Below are 16,016 nucleotides of genomic sequence, written 5' to 3' on the forward strand. Positions count from 1 at the left end.
AACGGTCTAATCTTGTAAGTCAACTCTAATTCTTGATTGTAATTGGAGTTTTTTTGTTTATATAAAACTGGGTAGGCTTGTTTAGGTAGCTCTCTGCAAATGCCCTCGATGTTCTTTAAAAGGATCAAGTGGAATTACGATTTTACTTGGTATTTCTTGGTGTTTTATTAATTACTAACAAGTAAAGAGAGGAGAAGTAAATATGGAAACACAGGTTTATGCATTTCAGCCAGGTTTGACTGTTGGAGAATTATTAAAAAGCAGTCAGAAGGATTGGCAGGCTGCAATCAATCATCGTTTTGTTAAGGAACTTTTTGCAGGGACAATTGAGAATAAGGCCTTAAAAGACTACCTGATTCAAGATTATCACTTCTTTGATGCCTTTTTATCCATGTTGGCTTCCTGCGTAGCCCACGCAGACCAGCTTGAATCCAAGCTTCGTTTTGCCAAACAACTAGGCTTTCTTGAAGCAGATGAAGATGGCTATTTCCAAAAGGCTTTCAAAGAGTTAAACGTATCTGAGAATGACTATCTAGAAGTGAGCTTGCACCCTGTAACAAAAGCCTTTCAGAATCTAATGTACTCGGCAGTGGCTTCATCAGACTATGCCCATCTTTTGGTCATGCTGGTCATTGCAGAAGGACTCTATTTAGACTGGGGTTCTAAAGCTTTGGCTCTTCCTGAAGCCTATATTCATTCGGAATGGATCAATCTCCACAGAGGTCCTTTCTTTGCAGAGTGGGTTCAATTTCTGGTTGACGAACTCAATCGTGTCGGAAAAGGTCGAGAAGATTTGACAGAGCTTCAGCAACGCTGGAATCAAGCGGTCGCTTTAGAATTAGCCTTTTTTGATATTGGTTATGATGCCTAGAGAAGGCTCATGATATTTACAAATTTGATGAGTTAATACTCTTCGAANNTTTGAGCAACCTGCGGTTAGCTTCCTAGTTTGTTCTTTGATTTTCATTGAGTATAAATCATTCAATGTAACTGAAAAATTTCTTAACGAAAGATAGAGATAAACCGAAATCAGTAGATCGTATAAAGTGAAAAGGAAGGAATTCAATATGACAAGTTTAAAATTATTAAAAGAAAAAGCACCATTGGTCATTTGCATCACCAATGATGTGGTAAAAAATTTCACAGCAAATGGATTAGTAGCACTAGGTGCATCACCAGCTATGAGCGAGTACCCAGCAGACTTAGAAGATCTATTAAAATATGCTGGAGGATTATTGATTAACATTGGGACTTTAACGGATGATAATTGGAAATTATACCAAGCTGCTCTGAAAATTGCAGAGAAATATAATGTCCCAGCAGTTTTAGATCCTGTAGCCTGTGGAGCAGGAGAATATAGAAAAAAAGTAGCAGATGATTTAATCAACAATTACAAACTAGCTGCGATTAGGGGGAATGCTGGAGAGATTGCTTCTTTAGTAGGTATAAATGTGGCATCTAAAGGAGTAGATAGTGCTGGTGTGGATAATATTGATGAGATTGCTCTAGCAGCCAACGCTAAGTTTCATATTCCAATAGTAGTGACTGGAGAAGTTGATGCGATTGCTGTTAATGGAGAAGTGGTAACGATTCATAATGGTAGTGCCATGATGCCAAAAGTCATTGGGACAGGATGTTTATTAGGGGCAGTGGTAGCAAGCTTTATCGGACTAGAAAAAGGTCAAGAATTGAAATCATTAGAAACAGCAATGTTGGTTTACAATATCGCTGGAGAAATGGCAGAAAAACGTCCAAATGGACATCTTCCTGGAACATTTAAAGTTGAATTTATGAATGCCTTATACGAGATTTCAGATGAAGATGTAAAGGAATTCAAAAGAGTGAAGTAAAATGTTTCATAAAGAATTACTAAAACTATATTTTATTTGTGGAACGACTACTTGCCAAGGTAAAGATCTATATAGAGTCGTTGAGGAAGCCTTAAAAGGTGGTATAACCTTATTTCAATTTCGTGAAAAAGGGGAGGGAGCCTTAGAAGGTAAAGAAAAAGTCGAATTAGCAATTAAACTACAGGATCTTTGTAAAAAATACAATGTTCCATTTATCGTTAATGATGATATTGAGTTAGCATTGGAAATAGATGCTGATGGCGTACATGTAGGACAAGATGACCTTGGAGTTGATGAAATTAGAAAATTGATGCCAGATAAAATAATTGGTCTTTCTATAAAAAACGAGAAAGAATTTCAACAGTCAAAAGTTGAATATGTAGATTATGTTGGTGTTGGTCCTGTATTTGATACCCAGTCAAAAGATGATGCTGGTGGCGCTATAGGTTATGAAGGTCTTAAATTGATGAGAAAACTATTGCCACAAATGCCCTTAGTTGCAATTGGTGGGATACAGACGAAACATATTAAAGACATTATAAAGACCAATATGGATGGCGTTTCAATCATTTCGGCAATATCGTATGCAAAAAATATAGAAAAAACTGTTCGGGAAATGAGTGAACAATAGATATCTATCCTTGGATTCTAAGTAAGTAGGATTTTCCTTTTTTAAAAAGCTATGTCTAGATTCAGCTTGAATGGCTAATTCATCAAACAGGTCATTTGTTTTTTGCAAAAGAAAGATCTGCTGTCTTTGTGAGTGCAAGGCTGTATTTCCAGTTCAATTTCTTGAACTAGTATAAAATGTGTGTTATAATAATCACATAATTAAATAATAAAGGCATTTGGGGTGCTTTAGGCTGAGATGATACCCATTGAACCTGATACAGTTAAGACTGGCGAAGGGAAATGTGAAATGTTTTTTTCGTATGTCGAAAAGAACGGTCTAATCTTGTAAGCTGAACTCTAATTCCTATCTGTAATTAGAGTTTTTTCTTTTACGAAACTGGATGAAGATGATATAGTAGATTGAAATAAGATGCGAACAAATCAATTAGAAAATTCAAATTAATTTCTAGAAATATTTTAGCATTCTTGTGTACTGTTCTAAATTCAGTCTGCTATACAAAGTATTTAGGTCGGTCTTCTTGAGTGCCCCACTTTTCTTTTAAAAAAGGAGTTTTTTATGTTGAAAAAATGGCAGTTAAAAGATGTTATCTTGCTTGCTTTCTTGTCTATCTTTTTTGGTGGGGTTTTCGTTGGTTCAGGATATGTGTATAATATTCTCAGTCTACTCTTAACACCTCTTGGTTTGCAGGCCTTTGCCAATGAAATCCTCTTTGGTCTCTGGTGTATGGCTGCGCCCATTGCTGCCATCTTTGTTCCAAGAGTTGGAAGTGCAACAATTGGTGAAGTGCTAGCTGCGCTTGCTGAAGTTCTTTATGGTAGCCAATTCGGTCTAGGTGCCCTTTTGTCTGGCTTGGTTCAAGGTTTGGGAAGTGAACTTGGTTTTATCGTAACCAAGAATCGCTATGAAAGTTGGCTCTCTCTAACTGCCAATAGTATTGGGATTACGCTTGTTAGCTTTGTCTATGAGTACATTAAGTTAGGTTACTACGCCTTTTCACTTCCTTTTGTTCTTTCCTTACTTGTAGTACGTTTTATTTCTGTTTATTTCTTCTGTACCATTTTGGTTCGTGCCATTGTCAAACTCTATCATCAGTTTGCAACTGGAGGAAAGGCATAGATGGGTCTGGAATTACGGGAGATTCAGTCCTCAATTTTTTCGGAACCGCTTGATTTTACTTTTCATGCGCAAGCCTTTACCTTGTTAGTTGGGAGCAGTGGTTCAGGAAAATCCAGCCTCTTTCAAGTTATTGCCCAAGTTAGTTCTCTTCCCTATAGCGGTCAAGTACTGATAGATGGGAGCGAAGTCAGTCAGCTTTCTATCATCGAACGTGTCCAAACGGTTGGTATTCTCTTTCAAAATCCCAATCATCAGTTTACCATGGAGAATTTGTTTGAGGAGCTGGTTTTTACCTTGGAAAATATTGGGCATCCCGTTCAGGAAATTGACTCTAAAATAGCAGAGGTTGTCCAGCAATGTCGTTGCAAGGACATCTTGCACCGTCCAATTCATCACTTATCAGGTGGGGAAAAGCAAAAGGCTGCTTTGGCTGTTCTCTTTGCTATGAATCCTAGGGTCTATCTTTTGGATGAGCCCTTTGCTTCCATTGATCGCAAGAGTAGGATAGAGATATTGGAGATTCTAAAAGAGTTGGTCTCTAATGGGAAGACAGTTATTTTGTGCGACCATGATTTATCTGATTATGAAGCCTATATCGACCATATGGTGGAGCTAAGAGACGGACAACTAAGGGAAGTGTTTCAAATCCCTTCCTCTGAGATGACACAGGTTGCTTCAAAGGAGGTTGCTTCTAGTCCAGAACTATTCCATATGGATCGAATGACTTGTGAGCTGGATAAGCGCTCCCTCTTTTCGATTGCGGATTTTACATTTTACCAAGGAATTTCCTGTATCTTGGGTGATAATGGTGTCGGGAAATCAACCCTCTTTCGGTCTATTCTTCAATTTCAAAAGTATAAGGGGCGCATTACTTGGAAGGGGACAGTCCTGAAAAAGAAAAAGAGTTTGTACCGTGACCTGACGGGTGTTGTTCAGGAAGCTGAGAAGCAGTTTATCCGAGTCAGTCTGCGAGAGGAACTTCAATTAGATGGACCTGATTCTGAAAGAAATCAGCGGATTTTTCAAGCTTTACGATATTTTGATTTGGAGCAGGCACTCGATAAGAGTCCCTATCAATTAAGTGGTGGCCAGCAAAAGATTCTTCAGCTCTTGACCATCTTGACCAGCAAGTCTTCTGTGATTTTACTAGATGAACCTTTTGCTGGTTTGGATGATAGAGCCTGCCATTATTTTTGTCAGTGGATTGTGGAGGAGAGAAATCAAGGAAGAAGTTTTCTGATCATTAACCATCGTTTGGATCCCTTGATCTCTGTGGTTGATTATTGGATTGAGATGACTGGTCAGGGTCTTCGTCATGTGAAAGAAGTGACCATTACCAAACCACTTACATCTCAGAGTAGCAATATCCAAGGGGAGGTGAGATAGTATGGTCAAAGTAGCAACCCAGACACCGATTATCAGTCTCTTCTTGCTGATTTTATCCTTGGAAACATCTTTTATTCCTTCGATTGCTCTGAATCTTTCGGTAGTCGCATTTTGTATTCTCTTTATGCTCTATTACCGTAGATTTAAAGTATTGGCTTGGATGATTCTGCTTGCCATTTTGCCATCCTTTGCCAACTACTGGGCAGTTCAGTTACATGGGGATGCTTCGCAGGCAGTCATGCTTGGAACGAGGGCCTTTGTGACAGTTTGTATCGGACTTGTCTTTATTTCCTCTATTTCACTAAAAGAGCTTCTCTTGTACTTGGCTCAAAAGGGGTTATCACGGTCATGGGCCTATGCCTTGATTGTGGTATTCAATTCCTTTCCCCTTATCCAGAAAGAAATAAAATCCCTCAAAGAAGCTTGCCTATTACGCGGTCAAGAACTACATTTTTGGTCGCCCTTGATTTACAGCAAGGTTCTGATGACAGTCTTTAGGTGGCGCCATCTTTACCTGAGAGCTCTATCGGCGCATGGATATGACGAACATGCACAGGTGGAGAATCGCTATCGGACTTTTTATATTCCTCAAAGGACAATATTCATCTACCTGCTGTTCTTTTTATTGCTTCAAACCAGTCTATTTTTATAAAGGAGTTATTATGGAATTTACAGATATTGCGATGGAATTATCCAAGGAAGCTTGGCAGGCTTCCTTTCATCACCCCTTTGTTTTACAGTTGCAAGAGGGAAATTTAGACTCGTCCATCTTTCGCTATTACTTGATTCAGGATGCCTACTATTTGAAGGCCTTCTCAGAAGCCTATCACCTCTTGGCTGATAAGACTTCAAATCAAGAGATGAAAAGACTCTTGAAACAAAATGCTCAGAGTCTAGTGGAAGGTGAGTTATTTATCCGCCAACAATTTTTCAAGGAATTGGAAATCAGCGATCAGGAAATGGAGCAACATCCAATCGCTCCAACCTGCTATCATTATATCTCTCACATTTATCGTCAATTTGCAGAGCTAAACTTGGGCATTGCTTTTGCGAGCTTGCTGCCTTGTCCTTGGCTATATCATGATATAGGCAAATCACTTAATCTTAAACCATCACCAAATCCTCTCTACCAACAATGGATTGAAACTTATATTACGGATGAGTTAGAGCAGCAGATCAGAGAGGAGGGAGCGCTGGTCAATCAACTCTATCGCGAAAGTGATGAGACAGACAAGAAAAAAATGCTAGATGCCTTCCACATCAGTGTTCACATGGAAGCCAAGTTTTGGGAGATGGCTTACCAACACCAGACATGGAAGAGTGATTTACAGTCTTTAGAAAAAGGAGAAGAATAGAAACATGAGAAAGCACCAATTGCAAGTTCACAAATTAACTATTTTATCCATGATGATTGCCCTTGATGTAGTCCTTACGCCTATCTTTCGGATTGAGGGAATGGCACCGATGTCCAGTGTAGTCAATATTCTAGCAGGAATCATGATGGGACCTGTTTATGCTTTGGCTATGGCTACAGTGACAGCCTTTATCCGTATGACGACTCAAGGGATTCCGCCTTTAGCTCTCACAGGAGCGACTTTTGGAGCCCTTCTAGCAGGTCTCTTTTATAAGTACGGTCGAAAATTTCACTATTCTGCTCTAGGAGAGATTTTGGGAACAGGTATCATTGGTTCTATTGTTTCCTATCCTGTTATGGTTCTCTTTACAGGATCGGCTGCTAAGCTTAGCTGGTTTATCTACACTCCTCGATTTTTCGGAGCAACCTTGATTGGTACAGCGATTTCCTTTATTGCCTTTCGATTTTTAATCAAGCAGGAATTCTTTAAAAAAGTGCAAGGATATTTCTTTGCTGAAAGGATAGACTGATGCAGGCATTTACAAATCCTTTTCCTATAGGCTCTAGTTCCCTCGTTCACTGTATTACCAATGAGATTTCTTGTGAGATGCTGGCAAATGGGATTTTGGCACTGGGATGCAAACCTGTCATGGCAGATGATCCCCGTGAGGTTCTTGATTTTACTAAGCAAAGCCAGGCCCTCTTCATCAATTTGGGGCATTTGTCTGCTGGGAAGGAAAAAGCAATCCGCATGGCAGCTTCGTATGCAAACCAATCTTCTCTCCCGATGGTAGTAGATGCGGTGGGTGTATCAGCGTCGCCCATTCGTAAGAGCTTAGTTAAAGACATTTTAGACTATAGACCTACGGTACTTAAAGGAAATATGTCAGAAATTCGAAGTCTTGTTGGCTTAAAACATCACGGCGTTGGGGTCGATGCGAGTGCTAAAGATCAAGAAACGGAGGATTTACTTCAAGTCTTGAAAGACTGGTGTCAGACCTATCCTGGTATGTCATTCTTAGTCACAGGTCCCAAGGACCTCATCGTTTCGAAGAATCAGGTTGCTTTACTGGGAAATGGCTGTGCAGAATTAGACTGGATAACAGGGACAGGAGATTTGGTTGGAGCCTTAACAGCCGTTTTTCTCAGCCAAGGAAAGACTGGTTTTGAAGCTTCTTGCTTAGCAGTCTCTTATCTCAATATCGCTGCTGAGAAAATAGTTGTTCAAGGAATGGGATTGGAAGAATTTCGTTACCAAGTACTCAATCAGCTTTCGCTCCTCAAAAGAGATGAAAATTGGCTAGATACCATCAAAGGAGAGGTTTATGAATAGAGAAGCACTTAGACTATATCTGGTAACCAATCGTTATCAAGATTCCGTGGAAAGCTTTCTTGCAAAAGTTGAGACGGCCTGCCGTTCAGGGGTTACCATAGTCCAATTGCGAGAAAAAAATCTCACAACCAATCAATATTATCAGCTGGCAAAACAAGTCAAGGAAATAACAGATGCTTATCAGGTACCCTTGATAATCGATGATCGGTTGGATGTTTGTCTTGCGGTTGATGCAGCAGGTCTGCATATCGGAGATGATGAATTACCCGTTTCGGTTGCCCGACAAGTCTTGGGACCTGATAAAATCCTAGGTGTCACCGCTAAAACGGTTAAAAGAGCTCTGGAAGCAGAAACATCAGGTGCAGATTACTTGGGGACAGGAGCCATTTTCCCAACTACCACCAAGGAAAATGCACCTATCACCCTGATTTCAACCTTGAAAACAATTTGTCAAACGGTCGCCATTCCAGTAGTTGCTATTGGCGGCTTGACATCAGAGAATATTGATCAGCTTATGGGCACGGGTATAGCTGGTGTAGCTGTAGTGCGTGATTTGATGCAAGCAGAAGATATTGAGGCAAAAACGCAAGCCTTTTTAACAAAGTTGCATGACATTATTTCCTAACTAATACTCAATGAAAATCAAAGAGCAAACTAGAAAGCTAGCCGCAGCTTGCCCCAAGCCCTGCCTTGAGGTTTTAGATAAGACTGACGAAGTCAGCTCAAAACAGTGTTTTGAGGTTGCAGATGGAAGCTGACGTAGTTTGAAGAGATTTTCGAAGAGTATAAAAACTCTCTAATTCCCTTAAAGTGGGAACTAGAGAGTTTTCTTAATCTTTAAAGCTTGTATGGTTGACTGGGCCAGAACCATGACCGAGTTGAGGGGCGTCTTGGATGGCTTTTGTGATAAAGGCCTTGGCCTTATCAACTGCCTGGTAAAGGCTCTTGCCCTTGGCTAGTTCAGCCGTAATCACTGCAGCAAAGGTACATCCAGTACCATGGGTGTGACAGGTTTGAATTCGTGGGCTTTCCCAGACAAATTGATCATCCTTGGTAAAGAGGAAATCCTTGGCACCGCCTTCGAGATGCCCGCCTTTAATAACAACGGACTGAGGACCAAATTCTTTTAAAATCAGGCGACCAGCACGCTGCATGTCTTCGGGGTCATGGATTGAAAAACCAACAATCTCTTCTGCCTCAGGAAGATTGGGCGTGATAATGGTTGCAAGGGGAAGCAGGTTTGTTTTGAGATAGTCTCTAGCAACTGAGTCGATCAAGGCATCTCCGCTAGTCGCTACCATAACTGGATCTAAAACATAGGGACAATCCAGCTTTTTAAGATAGGGCTGGATGATTTCCATGATTTCGGTAGTTGCCAACATCCCAGTTTTTACAGCCTGAGGTGGAATATCAGAAAAGACACTGTCCAATTGGGCTTTCAACATTTGAGGAGAAACGTGCTCGATCAATTGAACACCTCTGGTATTTTGAGCGACAAGACTGGTTACAACAGCCATTCCATAGACATCTCTAGCTTGGAACGACTTTAAGTCAGCCATAATGCCAGCACCACCACTAGGGTCAGTACCTGCAATGGTCAAAGCAACGGGTAAATAAGTCATCTAAAACCTCCCAACCAACTGAAGTTTGTATTCTTAAGAACAAGCTAATCTGTTTCAGGAAGGCAATAGAAGACTGCTAGTCCCCATTATCATTTCCACTTCCATCAGCTAGCATTACCTAGATTGAGTCAAAGGGTCTAACAGTCGTTAATCTCAGCTTTACGCACCCCTAGTGGTTGTTTTCTTTTTTCTTTAGTATAGCATATTTTTATTGTTTATATAGTAATATTTGACTGAAAATTGTTTACTAAATAGTTAAAAATTTATTTTTAGAAGTAATAAGCATTTTAATAATTGACAATTGTAGATTTTAAGAGTATACTGACAATTGTAATCGACAAATGTAGATTTTGGAGGTGTGATGATGCAGATTTCAGATGCAGAATGGCAGGTCATGAAGATTATTTGGATGCAGGGGGAGCAGACCAGTACGGATTTGATCAGGGTTCTGGCGGAGCGGTTTGACTGGTCCAAGTCCACAGTTCAGACACTTTTGGCTCGTCTGGTTGAGAAAGAGTGTTTGACTCGGAAAAAAGAAGGCAAGTCCTTTGTCTATTCAGCCCTTTTAACTTTGGATCAAAGTCGGGATTTACTTGTCCAAGATATCAAGGACAAGGTTTGTTCCCGTAGGATTAAGAACTTGTTGGCTGATTTGATTACTGAATGTGATTTTACTCAGGCTGACTTGGAAGACTTGGAAGCTGTGATTTCTGAGAAGAAATCAAACGCTATGACAGAAGTAAAATGTAATTGTATGTAAAGGAGACGTCATGTTAAATAGTATTGTAACCATTATTTGTATTGCCCTTATCGCGTTTATCTTGTTTTGGTTTTTCAAAAAGCCTGAAAAATCTGGACAAAAGGCCCAGCAAAAAAAGGGCTACCAAGAGATTCGAGTGGAAGTCATGGGAGGCTATACGCCTGAGTTGATTATTCTCAAGAAATCAGTGCCAGCCCGCATTGTCTTTGACCGCAAGGATCCTTCACCCTGTCTGGATCAAATTGTTTTTCCAGATTTTGGTGTACATGCGGACCTACCTATGGGGGAAGAGTATATAGTGGAAATCACGCCTGAGCAGGCTGGAGAGTATGGTTTCTCTTGTGGCATGAATATGATGCACGGTAAGATGATTGTAGAATAGGAGAATGATATGACTGAAATTGTAAAAGCAAGTCTTGAAAATGGTGTTCAAAAAATCCGTATCACAGCAGACAAAGGCTACCATCCAGCCCACATTCAACTGCAAAAAGGAGTTCCTGCTGAGATCACCTTTCACCGTGTGACACCTTCAAACTGTTATAAGGAAATTCTGTTTGAAGAAGAAGGCCTCTTGGAACCAATCGGCGTGGATGAAGAGAAGACAATTCGTTTTACCCCTCAAGAATTAGGTCAACATGAATTTTCTTGTGGTATGAAGATGCAAAAGGGAAGTTATACAGTTGTTGAGAAGACTCGAAAATCTTTATCACTTATCCAGCGTTTTTGGATTACTAGTATCTTTACTGTGCCTCTTGTGATCCTCATGATTGGGATGTCGACAGGAGGAATTAGTCACCAAGTCCTGCGTTGGGGCACCTTTTTAGCCACAACACCGATTATGCTAGTAGCAGGTGGTCCTTATATCCAAAGTGCTTGGGCTAGTTTTAAAAAGCACAATGCCAACATGGATACCTTGGTTGCGCTGGGAACCCTAGTAGCCTATGGCTATAGCTTAGTTGCCCTCTTCGCTGGTCTCCCCGTTTACTTTGAAAGTGCTGCATTTATCTTCTTCTTCGTTCTTTTGGGAGCCGTTTTTGAGGAGAAAATGCGGAAAAATACTTCCCAAGCTGTGGAGAAATTACTGGATTTGCAGGCTAAAACTGCAGAAGTCTTGCGTGAGGATAACTATGTTCAAGTCCCCTTGGAGCAAGTCAAGGTAGGTGACCTGATTCGAGTGCGTCCCGGTGAAAAGATTGCGGTTGATGGTGTCGTAGTAGAAGGTATCTCTAGTATTGACGAGTCTATGGTGACAGGTGAGAGCCTACCAGTGGATAAAACAGTTGGAGATACTGTCATTGGCTCAACTATCAATAATAGTGGAACACTTGTTTTTAGAGCAGAAAAAGTTGGTTCAGAGACTGTTTTGGCTCAGATTGTGGATTTTGTGAAGAAAGCTCAGACAAGTCGTGCGCCGATTCAGGACTTGACGGATAAAATTTCAGGCATTTTTGTCCCAGCAGTTGTTATTTTAGGGATTGTGACCTTTTGGGTTTGGTTTGTCTTGCTCAGGGATAGTGTGGTCGTACTTGGAGCTAGCTTTGTATCCTCTCTTCTCTACGGAGTGGCGGTTTTGATTATCGCCTGTCCTTGTGCCTTGGGACTCGCAACACCGACAGCCCTTATGGTAGGGACAGGACGCAGTGCCAAGATGGGAGTTCTCCTCAAAAATGGAATGGTTCTACAGGAAATCCAGAAAGTTCAAACTCTTGTCTTTGATAAGACCGGGACTTTGACGGAAGGGAAACCTGTGGTCACAGATATTATTGGCGACGAGACAGAAGTGCTTGGATTGGCAGCCTCTCTGGAAGAAGCTTCTCAACACCCACTGGCTGAGGCTATTGTTAAGCGAGCGACTGAAACTGGATTTGAGCTTCATACTGTGGAAAATTTCCAAGCCTTGCACGGAAAAGGTGTCTCAGGGCAAATAGCTGGAAAACAAGTTCTGCTTGGAAATGCTAAAATGCTGGATGGTATGGATATTTCAAGTAATTATCAAGATAAACTCGAAGAACTGGAAAAAGAAGCTAAGACAGTTGTATTTTTGGCTGTTGACAATGAAATCAAAGGCTTGCTTGCTTTGCAAGATATTTCCAAGGAAAATGCCAAGCTAGCCATCAGTCAGCTAAAAAAACGTGGCCTTAAAACAGTCATGTTGACAGGAGACAATGCAGGTGTGGCGCGTGCTATTGCAGATCAAATAGGAATCGAAGAGGTCATTGCAGGTGTCTTGCCAGAAGAAAAAGCCCATGAAATCCATAAACTACAAGCGGCTGGCAAAGTAGCCTTTGTTGGGGATGGTATCAATGACGCTCCTGCCCTTAGTGTAGCAGATGTGGGGATTGCTATGGGAGCTGGAACAGATATCGCCATCGAGTCGGCAGATTTAGTGTTGACAACCAATAACCTCCTAGGAGTGGTTCGTGCCTTTGACATGAGTAAGAAAACTTTTAATAGAATTCTGCTCAATCTTTTCTGGGCCTTTATCTACAATGTCGTTGGAATTCCGATAGCAGCAGGAGTCTTTTCAGGTGTTGGACTGGCCCTCAACCCAGAACTGGCAGGTCTAGCCATGGCCTTTAGTTCAGTATCTGTTCTGACCAGTTCCCTTCTGCTAAATTTTAGTAAAATAGACTAAAAGTAATGACTAGTTTCCTTTGTTATAAAACAGGAATGATAGCACTTTCAAAACTGTATTAGAATAGAAAGTAGAGAGTTTTGAGCAGATTTTTAGAAAAGTCAACATAAATATGATATAGTGGAATAGTAAAAATTTGGAGAACGTTTCCAATTCTATGTAATCGTATTCTCCAAGTCTAAAAAATTGAAGGAGAGTTATCACTATGACTCAAGGAAAAATTACTGCATCTGCAGCAATGCTTAACGTATTGAAAACATGGGGCGTAGATACAATCTACGGTATCCCATCAGGAACACTCAGCTCATTGATGGACGCTTTGGCTGAAGACAAAGATATCCGCTTCTTGCAAGTTCGCCATGAAGAGACAGGTTCTCTTGCAGCGGTTATGCAAGCTAAATTCGGTGGCTCAATCGGGGTTGCAGTTGGTTCAGGTGGTCCAGGTGCGACTCACTTGATTAACGGTGTTTACGATGCAGCTATGGATAACACTCCATTCCTAGCAATCCTTGGATCACGTCCAGTTAATGAATTGAACATGGATGCTTTCCAAGAATTGAACCAAAACCCAATGTACAACGGTATCGCTGTATACAACAAACGCGTAGCTTACGCTGAGCAATTACCAAAAGTAATCGACGAAGCTTGCCGTGCTGCAGTCTCTAAAAAAGGTCCAGCTGTTGTTGAAATCCCAGTAAACTTTGGTTTCCAAGAAATCGACGAAAACTCATACTATGGATCAGGTTCATACGAGCGTTCATTTATCGCTCCTGCTTTGAACGAAGTTGAAATCGACAAAGCTGTTGAAATCTTGAACAATGCTGAACGTCCAGTTATCTATGCTGGTTACGGTGGTGTTAAAGCTGGTGAAGTGATCACTGAATTGTCACGTAAAATCAAAGCACCAATTATCACAACTGGTAAAAACTTTGAAGCTTTCGAATGGAACTATGAAGGTTTGACAGGTTCTGCTTACCGTGTTGGTTGGAAGCCAGCCAACGAAGTGGTCTTTGAAGCAGACACAGTTCTTTTCCTTGGTTCAAACTTCCCATTTGCTGAAGTTTACGAAGCATTCAAGAACACTGAAAAATTCATTCAAGTTGATATTGACCCTTACAAACTTGGTAAACGTCACGCCCTTGACGCTTCAATCCTTGGTGATGCAGGTCAAGCAGCCAAAGCAATCCTTGACAAAGTGAATCCAGTTGAATCTACTCCATGGTGGCGTGCAAACGTGAAGAACAACCAAAACTGGCGTGATTACATGAACAAACTCGAAGGTAAAACTGAGGGTGAATTGCAATTGTATCAAGTTTACAATGCAATCAACAAACATGCTGATCAAGACGCTATCTACTCAATCGACGTAGGTGACACTACTCAAACATCTACTCGTCACCTTCACATGACACCTAAGAACATGTGGCGTACATCTCCACTCTTTGCGACAATGGGTATTGCCCTTCCTGGTGGTATCGCTGCTAAGAAAGACAATCCAGATCGCCAAGTATGGAACATCATGGGTGACGGTGCATTCAACATGTGCTACCCAGACGTTATCACAAACGTTCAATACGACCTTCCAGTTATCAACGTTGTCTTCTCAAATGGTAAATATGCCTTCATCAAGGACAAATACGAAGACACAAACAAACACTTGTTTGGTTGTGACTTCTCTAATGCTGACTATGCGAAAATCGCTGAAGCGCAAGGTGCTGTAGGATTTACAGTTGACCGTATCGAAGACATCGATGCAGTTGTTGCAGAAGCTGTTAAACTCAACAAAGAAGGTAAAACTATTGTGATCGATGCTCGCATCACTCCACACCGTCCACTTCCAGTAGAAGTACTTGAATTGGATCCAAAACTTCACTCAGAAGAAGCTATCAAAGCCTTCAAAGAAAAATACGAAGCAGAAGAACTCGTACCATTCCGTCTCTTCTTGGAAGAAGAAGGGTTGCAATCACGCGCAATTAAATAATTCCTCTCGCCGAAAATCAAATATGAAACTTGTAGACTTTATTCTTTGATTTTCATAGAGCGGAACTTTAAAAGATCGGAGCAATCCGGTCTTTTTATGGAGGAGAGTAAATGAATTTAAATCAATTAGATATTATCGTTTCAAATGTTCCCCAAGTCTGTACTGACTTGGAGCATATATTGGATAAAAAGGCAGATTATGCTGATGATGGTTTTGCTCAGTTTACGATTGGCAGTCACTGTCTGATGTTGTCTCAAAATCATTTGGTTCCTTTGGAAAACTTTCAGTCAGGAATCATTATTCATATCGAGGTTGAGGATCTAAATCAGAATTACCAACGTTTAAAAGAGATCGGTGTCGAGATTTTACACGGTCCTTGTGAAACGGATTGGGGAACAGAATCCTTGATTGTAAAAGGTCCTGCTGGTCTAGTGATTGATTTTTATCGTATGAAATAGGACGCTTAGTCATTTGACGTTAACCTTAGCTATTTTTAAAACAGAAATTGAGAATACGAACTATTGAAAAGATCGGAGCAATCCGGTCTTTTTATTATAAAGAAATTGCATATAATACTCATCTGCTTTCAAAAAGCATTCTATTCCATCTCCGATTAACGATGGACTTTATCACCTCCTTCTCCAGTCCTTGTATAACATCTTGAAGTTGATTCATGATATCTTCCAATATGGGCATCAACAGCTCCATAACAATAGCGAAATTCTCGTATATGGTGACTATGGACATGTGGACCTACTCCCATTGAAGCCCAACAAGATCCCAGTTTACTGATTCTACCGAAACCAGACTCATCTTGGTACATCAAGCGAACCTTACGAAAATGCCTACTGGTTTTAAAGCGCTTTCTTGTCTTCTTGAATTGAGATTTTATTTTTAGACGCGACAATGGTTTGAGAGTCTGCTTTCTTGGGATGTTCTGGACGTGGCCTAATATTTCGCCAACCATGGCGCTTCAAGAGTTGATAGAAGGCATCACGTGTGTAGGAAGGATCTAACTCCTTTGTATAAGCCTGAAATAAGGCATCAATTGTAACAAATTCTCCTGCCTCTGCAGCCTTCAAATGACGGGCAAGAAAGGCTTTCTCTTCCTCAATTGTCATATATGCATGGTTACGACAACCACGTGTTTCTTGAAGGAGAGAATCGCGTCCGAACTCCTCATATTTTTTTACAGTTGGCCAAATCGTTGTTTGATTACAGTCTAATACTATCCTAAAATCAAAAAACATCTTATAATAGTAGTTATGAAACTTACAAACGAAGAAACACAAAAAATTGAACAACTCCTAAGAGATTCATCGTACGCCAAATATCACAAACGTCT

At 40.7% G+C, this 16,016-nt stretch carries 16 protein-coding genes, 1 pseudogene and 2 riboswitches; of the genes and pseudogenes, 15 read left to right on the forward strand and 2 right to left on the reverse strand.

All coding sequences use genetic code 11. The features are described 5' to 3' along the window. Positions 1-202: 202 nt before the first annotated feature. The 10 genes from HT701_RS06255 to thiE (HT701_RS06300) all read left to right on the forward strand — a co-directional run bounded on the left by HT701_RS06255 (position 203) and on the right by thiE (HT701_RS06300) (position 8,298). Complete coding sequence (locus HT701_RS06255; RefSeq protein WP_166736729.1) at positions 203-871, forward strand: TenA family protein; 669 nt, start codon at positions 203-205, stop codon at positions 869-871. Between the two features lie 196 nt (positions 872-1,067). Then, a complete protein-coding gene (thiM, locus tag HT701_RS06260; RefSeq protein ID WP_050262178.1) occupies positions 1,068-1,850 on the forward strand; it encodes a hydroxyethylthiazole kinase in 783 nt (260 codons plus the stop codon). Position 1,851: 1 nt separating this feature from the next. Next, positions 1,852-2,481 carry a thiamine phosphate synthase gene (gene thiE / locus HT701_RS06265; protein ID WP_172931324.1) on the forward strand — a complete coding sequence of 210 codons (630 nt, stop codon included), beginning with the start codon at positions 1,852-1,854 and terminating at the stop codon, positions 2,479-2,481. Positions 2,482-2,689: 208 nt separating this feature from the next. Then, positions 2,690-2,778: riboswitch (TPP riboswitch) on the forward strand. A 261-nt stretch (positions 2,779-3,039) separates the two neighbouring features. Continuing rightward, positions 3,040-3,600: an ECF transporter S component gene (locus tag HT701_RS06270; RefSeq protein ID WP_000915290.1), complete on the forward strand. Its 561-nt coding sequence runs from the start codon at positions 3,040-3,042 to the stop codon at positions 3,598-3,600. Continuing rightward, positions 3,601-4,986 (forward strand): ABC transporter ATP-binding protein, encoded by a 1,386-nt coding sequence (locus HT701_RS06275; RefSeq protein ID WP_172931325.1) that lies wholly within the window; start codon positions 3,601-3,603, stop codon positions 4,984-4,986. It abuts the gene before it with no gap. A 1-nt stretch (position 4,987) separates the two neighbouring features. Beyond that, on the forward strand, positions 4,988-5,638 hold the full coding sequence (locus tag HT701_RS06280; RefSeq protein WP_172931326.1) for an energy-coupling factor transporter transmembrane component T: 651 nt from the start codon (positions 4,988-4,990) through the stop codon (positions 5,636-5,638). 10 nt (positions 5,639-5,648) lie between these two features. Beyond that, on the forward strand, positions 5,649-6,341 hold the full coding sequence (gene tenA, locus HT701_RS06285) for a thiaminase II (protein ID WP_172931327.1): 693 nt from the start codon (positions 5,649-5,651) through the stop codon (positions 6,339-6,341). A 4-nt stretch (positions 6,342-6,345) separates the two neighbouring features. Continuing rightward, complete coding sequence (thiW, locus tag HT701_RS06290; RefSeq protein WP_001225549.1) at positions 6,346-6,870, forward strand: energy coupling factor transporter S component ThiW; 525 nt, start codon at positions 6,346-6,348, stop codon at positions 6,868-6,870. Continuing rightward, positions 6,870-7,673 (forward strand): hydroxyethylthiazole kinase, encoded by an 804-nt coding sequence (locus HT701_RS06295; RefSeq protein ID WP_172931328.1) that lies wholly within the window; start codon positions 6,870-6,872, stop codon positions 7,671-7,673. Before thiW ends, HT701_RS06295 begins: the two co-directional genes overlap by 1 nt. After that, positions 7,666-8,298 (forward strand): thiamine phosphate synthase, encoded by a 633-nt coding sequence (thiE, locus tag HT701_RS06300; RefSeq protein WP_054388068.1) that lies wholly within the window; start codon positions 7,666-7,668, stop codon positions 8,296-8,298. Before HT701_RS06295 ends, thiE (HT701_RS06300) begins: the two co-directional genes overlap by 8 nt. A 205-nt stretch (positions 8,299-8,503) precedes the next feature. On the opposite strand, the gene thiD is transcribed toward thiE (HT701_RS06300), so the two are convergent. Next, positions 8,504-9,295, reverse strand: coding sequence for a bifunctional hydroxymethylpyrimidine kinase/phosphomethylpyrimidine kinase (gene thiD, locus HT701_RS06305; protein ID WP_000221735.1), 792 nt, complete (start codon positions 9,293-9,295; stop codon positions 8,504-8,506). Between the two features lie 83 nt (positions 9,296-9,378). Then, positions 9,379-9,476, reverse strand: a riboswitch (TPP riboswitch). Between the two features lie 183 nt (positions 9,477-9,659). On the opposite strand from thiD, the gene HT701_RS06310 reads away from it, so the two are divergent. The 5 genes from HT701_RS06310 to HT701_RS06330 all read left to right on the forward strand — a co-directional run bounded on the left by HT701_RS06310 (position 9,660) and on the right by HT701_RS06330 (position 15,129). Further along, the gene (locus tag HT701_RS06310; protein WP_050223498.1) at positions 9,660-10,055 is read left to right on the forward strand and encodes a CopY/TcrY family copper transport repressor; all 396 of its coding nucleotides are present in this window, start codon (positions 9,660-9,662) and stop codon (positions 10,053-10,055) included. 10 nt (positions 10,056-10,065) lie between these two features. Continuing rightward, positions 10,066-10,437: a cupredoxin domain-containing protein gene (locus tag HT701_RS06315; RefSeq protein ID WP_000935054.1), complete on the forward strand. Its 372-nt coding sequence runs from the start codon at positions 10,066-10,068 to the stop codon at positions 10,435-10,437. A gap of 9 nt (positions 10,438-10,446) precedes the next feature. Further along, complete coding sequence (locus HT701_RS06320; RefSeq protein ID WP_023935787.1) at positions 10,447-12,690, forward strand: heavy metal translocating P-type ATPase; 2,244 nt, start codon at positions 10,447-10,449, stop codon at positions 12,688-12,690. 205 nt (positions 12,691-12,895) lie between these two features. Next, positions 12,896-14,671 (forward strand): pyruvate oxidase, encoded by a 1,776-nt coding sequence (spxB, locus tag HT701_RS06325; RefSeq protein WP_023941447.1) that lies wholly within the window; start codon positions 12,896-12,898, stop codon positions 14,669-14,671. Between the two features lie 110 nt (positions 14,672-14,781). After that, a complete protein-coding gene (locus HT701_RS06330; protein WP_023941445.1) occupies positions 14,782-15,129 on the forward strand; it encodes a VOC family protein in 348 nt (115 codons plus the stop codon). A gap of 118 nt (positions 15,130-15,247) precedes the next feature. Here the strand turns inward: HT701_RS06330 and HT701_RS06335 are convergent. Continuing rightward, positions 15,248-15,900 (reverse strand): annotated as a pseudogene (locus HT701_RS06335) (winged helix-turn-helix domain-containing protein); the annotation flags it as partial. Positions 15,901-16,016: the final 116 nt, after the last annotated feature.

Origin of the sequence: Streptococcus sp. 10824, from assembly GCF_013276595.1 — a bacterium.
GTDB classification, from domain to species: domain Bacteria; phylum Bacillota; class Bacilli; order Lactobacillales; family Streptococcaceae; genus Streptococcus; species Streptococcus pseudopneumoniae.

What these genes read in the sequence shown, in the direction of transcription:
- HT701_RS06310 (WP_050223498.1), top strand. Translation starts at nt 9,660, where the DNA reads ATGCAGATTTCAGATGCAGAATGGCAGGTCATGAAGATTATTTGGATG.
- thiM (WP_050262178.1), top strand. Translation starts at nt 1,068, where the DNA reads ATGACAAGTTTAAAATTATTAAAAGAAAAAGCACCATTGGTCATTTGC.
- HT701_RS06280 (WP_172931326.1), top strand. Translation starts at nt 4,988, where the DNA reads ATGGTCAAAGTAGCAACCCAGACACCGATTATCAGTCTCTTCTTGCTG.
- HT701_RS06255 (WP_166736729.1), top strand. Translation starts at nt 203, where the DNA reads ATGGAAACACAGGTTTATGCATTTCAGCCAGGTTTGACTGTTGGAGAA.
- HT701_RS06320 (WP_023935787.1), top strand. Translation starts at nt 10,447, where the DNA reads ATGACTGAAATTGTAAAAGCAAGTCTTGAAAATGGTGTTCAAAAAATC.
- HT701_RS06275 (WP_172931325.1), top strand. Translation starts at nt 3,601, where the DNA reads ATGGGTCTGGAATTACGGGAGATTCAGTCCTCAATTTTTTCGGAACCG.
- HT701_RS06330 (WP_023941445.1), top strand. Translation starts at nt 14,782, where the DNA reads ATGAATTTAAATCAATTAGATATTATCGTTTCAAATGTTCCCCAAGTC.
- thiE (WP_172931324.1), top strand. Translation starts at nt 1,852, where the DNA reads ATGTTTCATAAAGAATTACTAAAACTATATTTTATTTGTGGAACGACT.
- thiE (WP_054388068.1), top strand. Translation starts at nt 7,666, where the DNA reads ATGAATAGAGAAGCACTTAGACTATATCTGGTAACCAATCGTTATCAA.
- tenA (WP_172931327.1), top strand. Translation starts at nt 5,649, where the DNA reads ATGGAATTTACAGATATTGCGATGGAATTATCCAAGGAAGCTTGGCAG.
- thiW (WP_001225549.1), top strand. Translation starts at nt 6,346, where the DNA reads ATGAGAAAGCACCAATTGCAAGTTCACAAATTAACTATTTTATCCATG.
- spxB (WP_023941447.1), top strand. Translation starts at nt 12,896, where the DNA reads ATGACTCAAGGAAAAATTACTGCATCTGCAGCAATGCTTAACGTATTG.
- thiD (WP_000221735.1), bottom strand. Translation starts at nt 9,295, where the DNA reads ATGACTTATTTACCCGTTGCTTTGACCATTGCAGGTACTGACCCTAGT.
- HT701_RS06270 (WP_000915290.1), top strand. Translation starts at nt 3,040, where the DNA reads ATGTTGAAAAAATGGCAGTTAAAAGATGTTATCTTGCTTGCTTTCTTG.
- HT701_RS06315 (WP_000935054.1), top strand. Translation starts at nt 10,066, where the DNA reads ATGTTAAATAGTATTGTAACCATTATTTGTATTGCCCTTATCGCGTTT.
- HT701_RS06295 (WP_172931328.1), top strand. Translation starts at nt 6,870, where the DNA reads ATGCAGGCATTTACAAATCCTTTTCCTATAGGCTCTAGTTCCCTCGTT.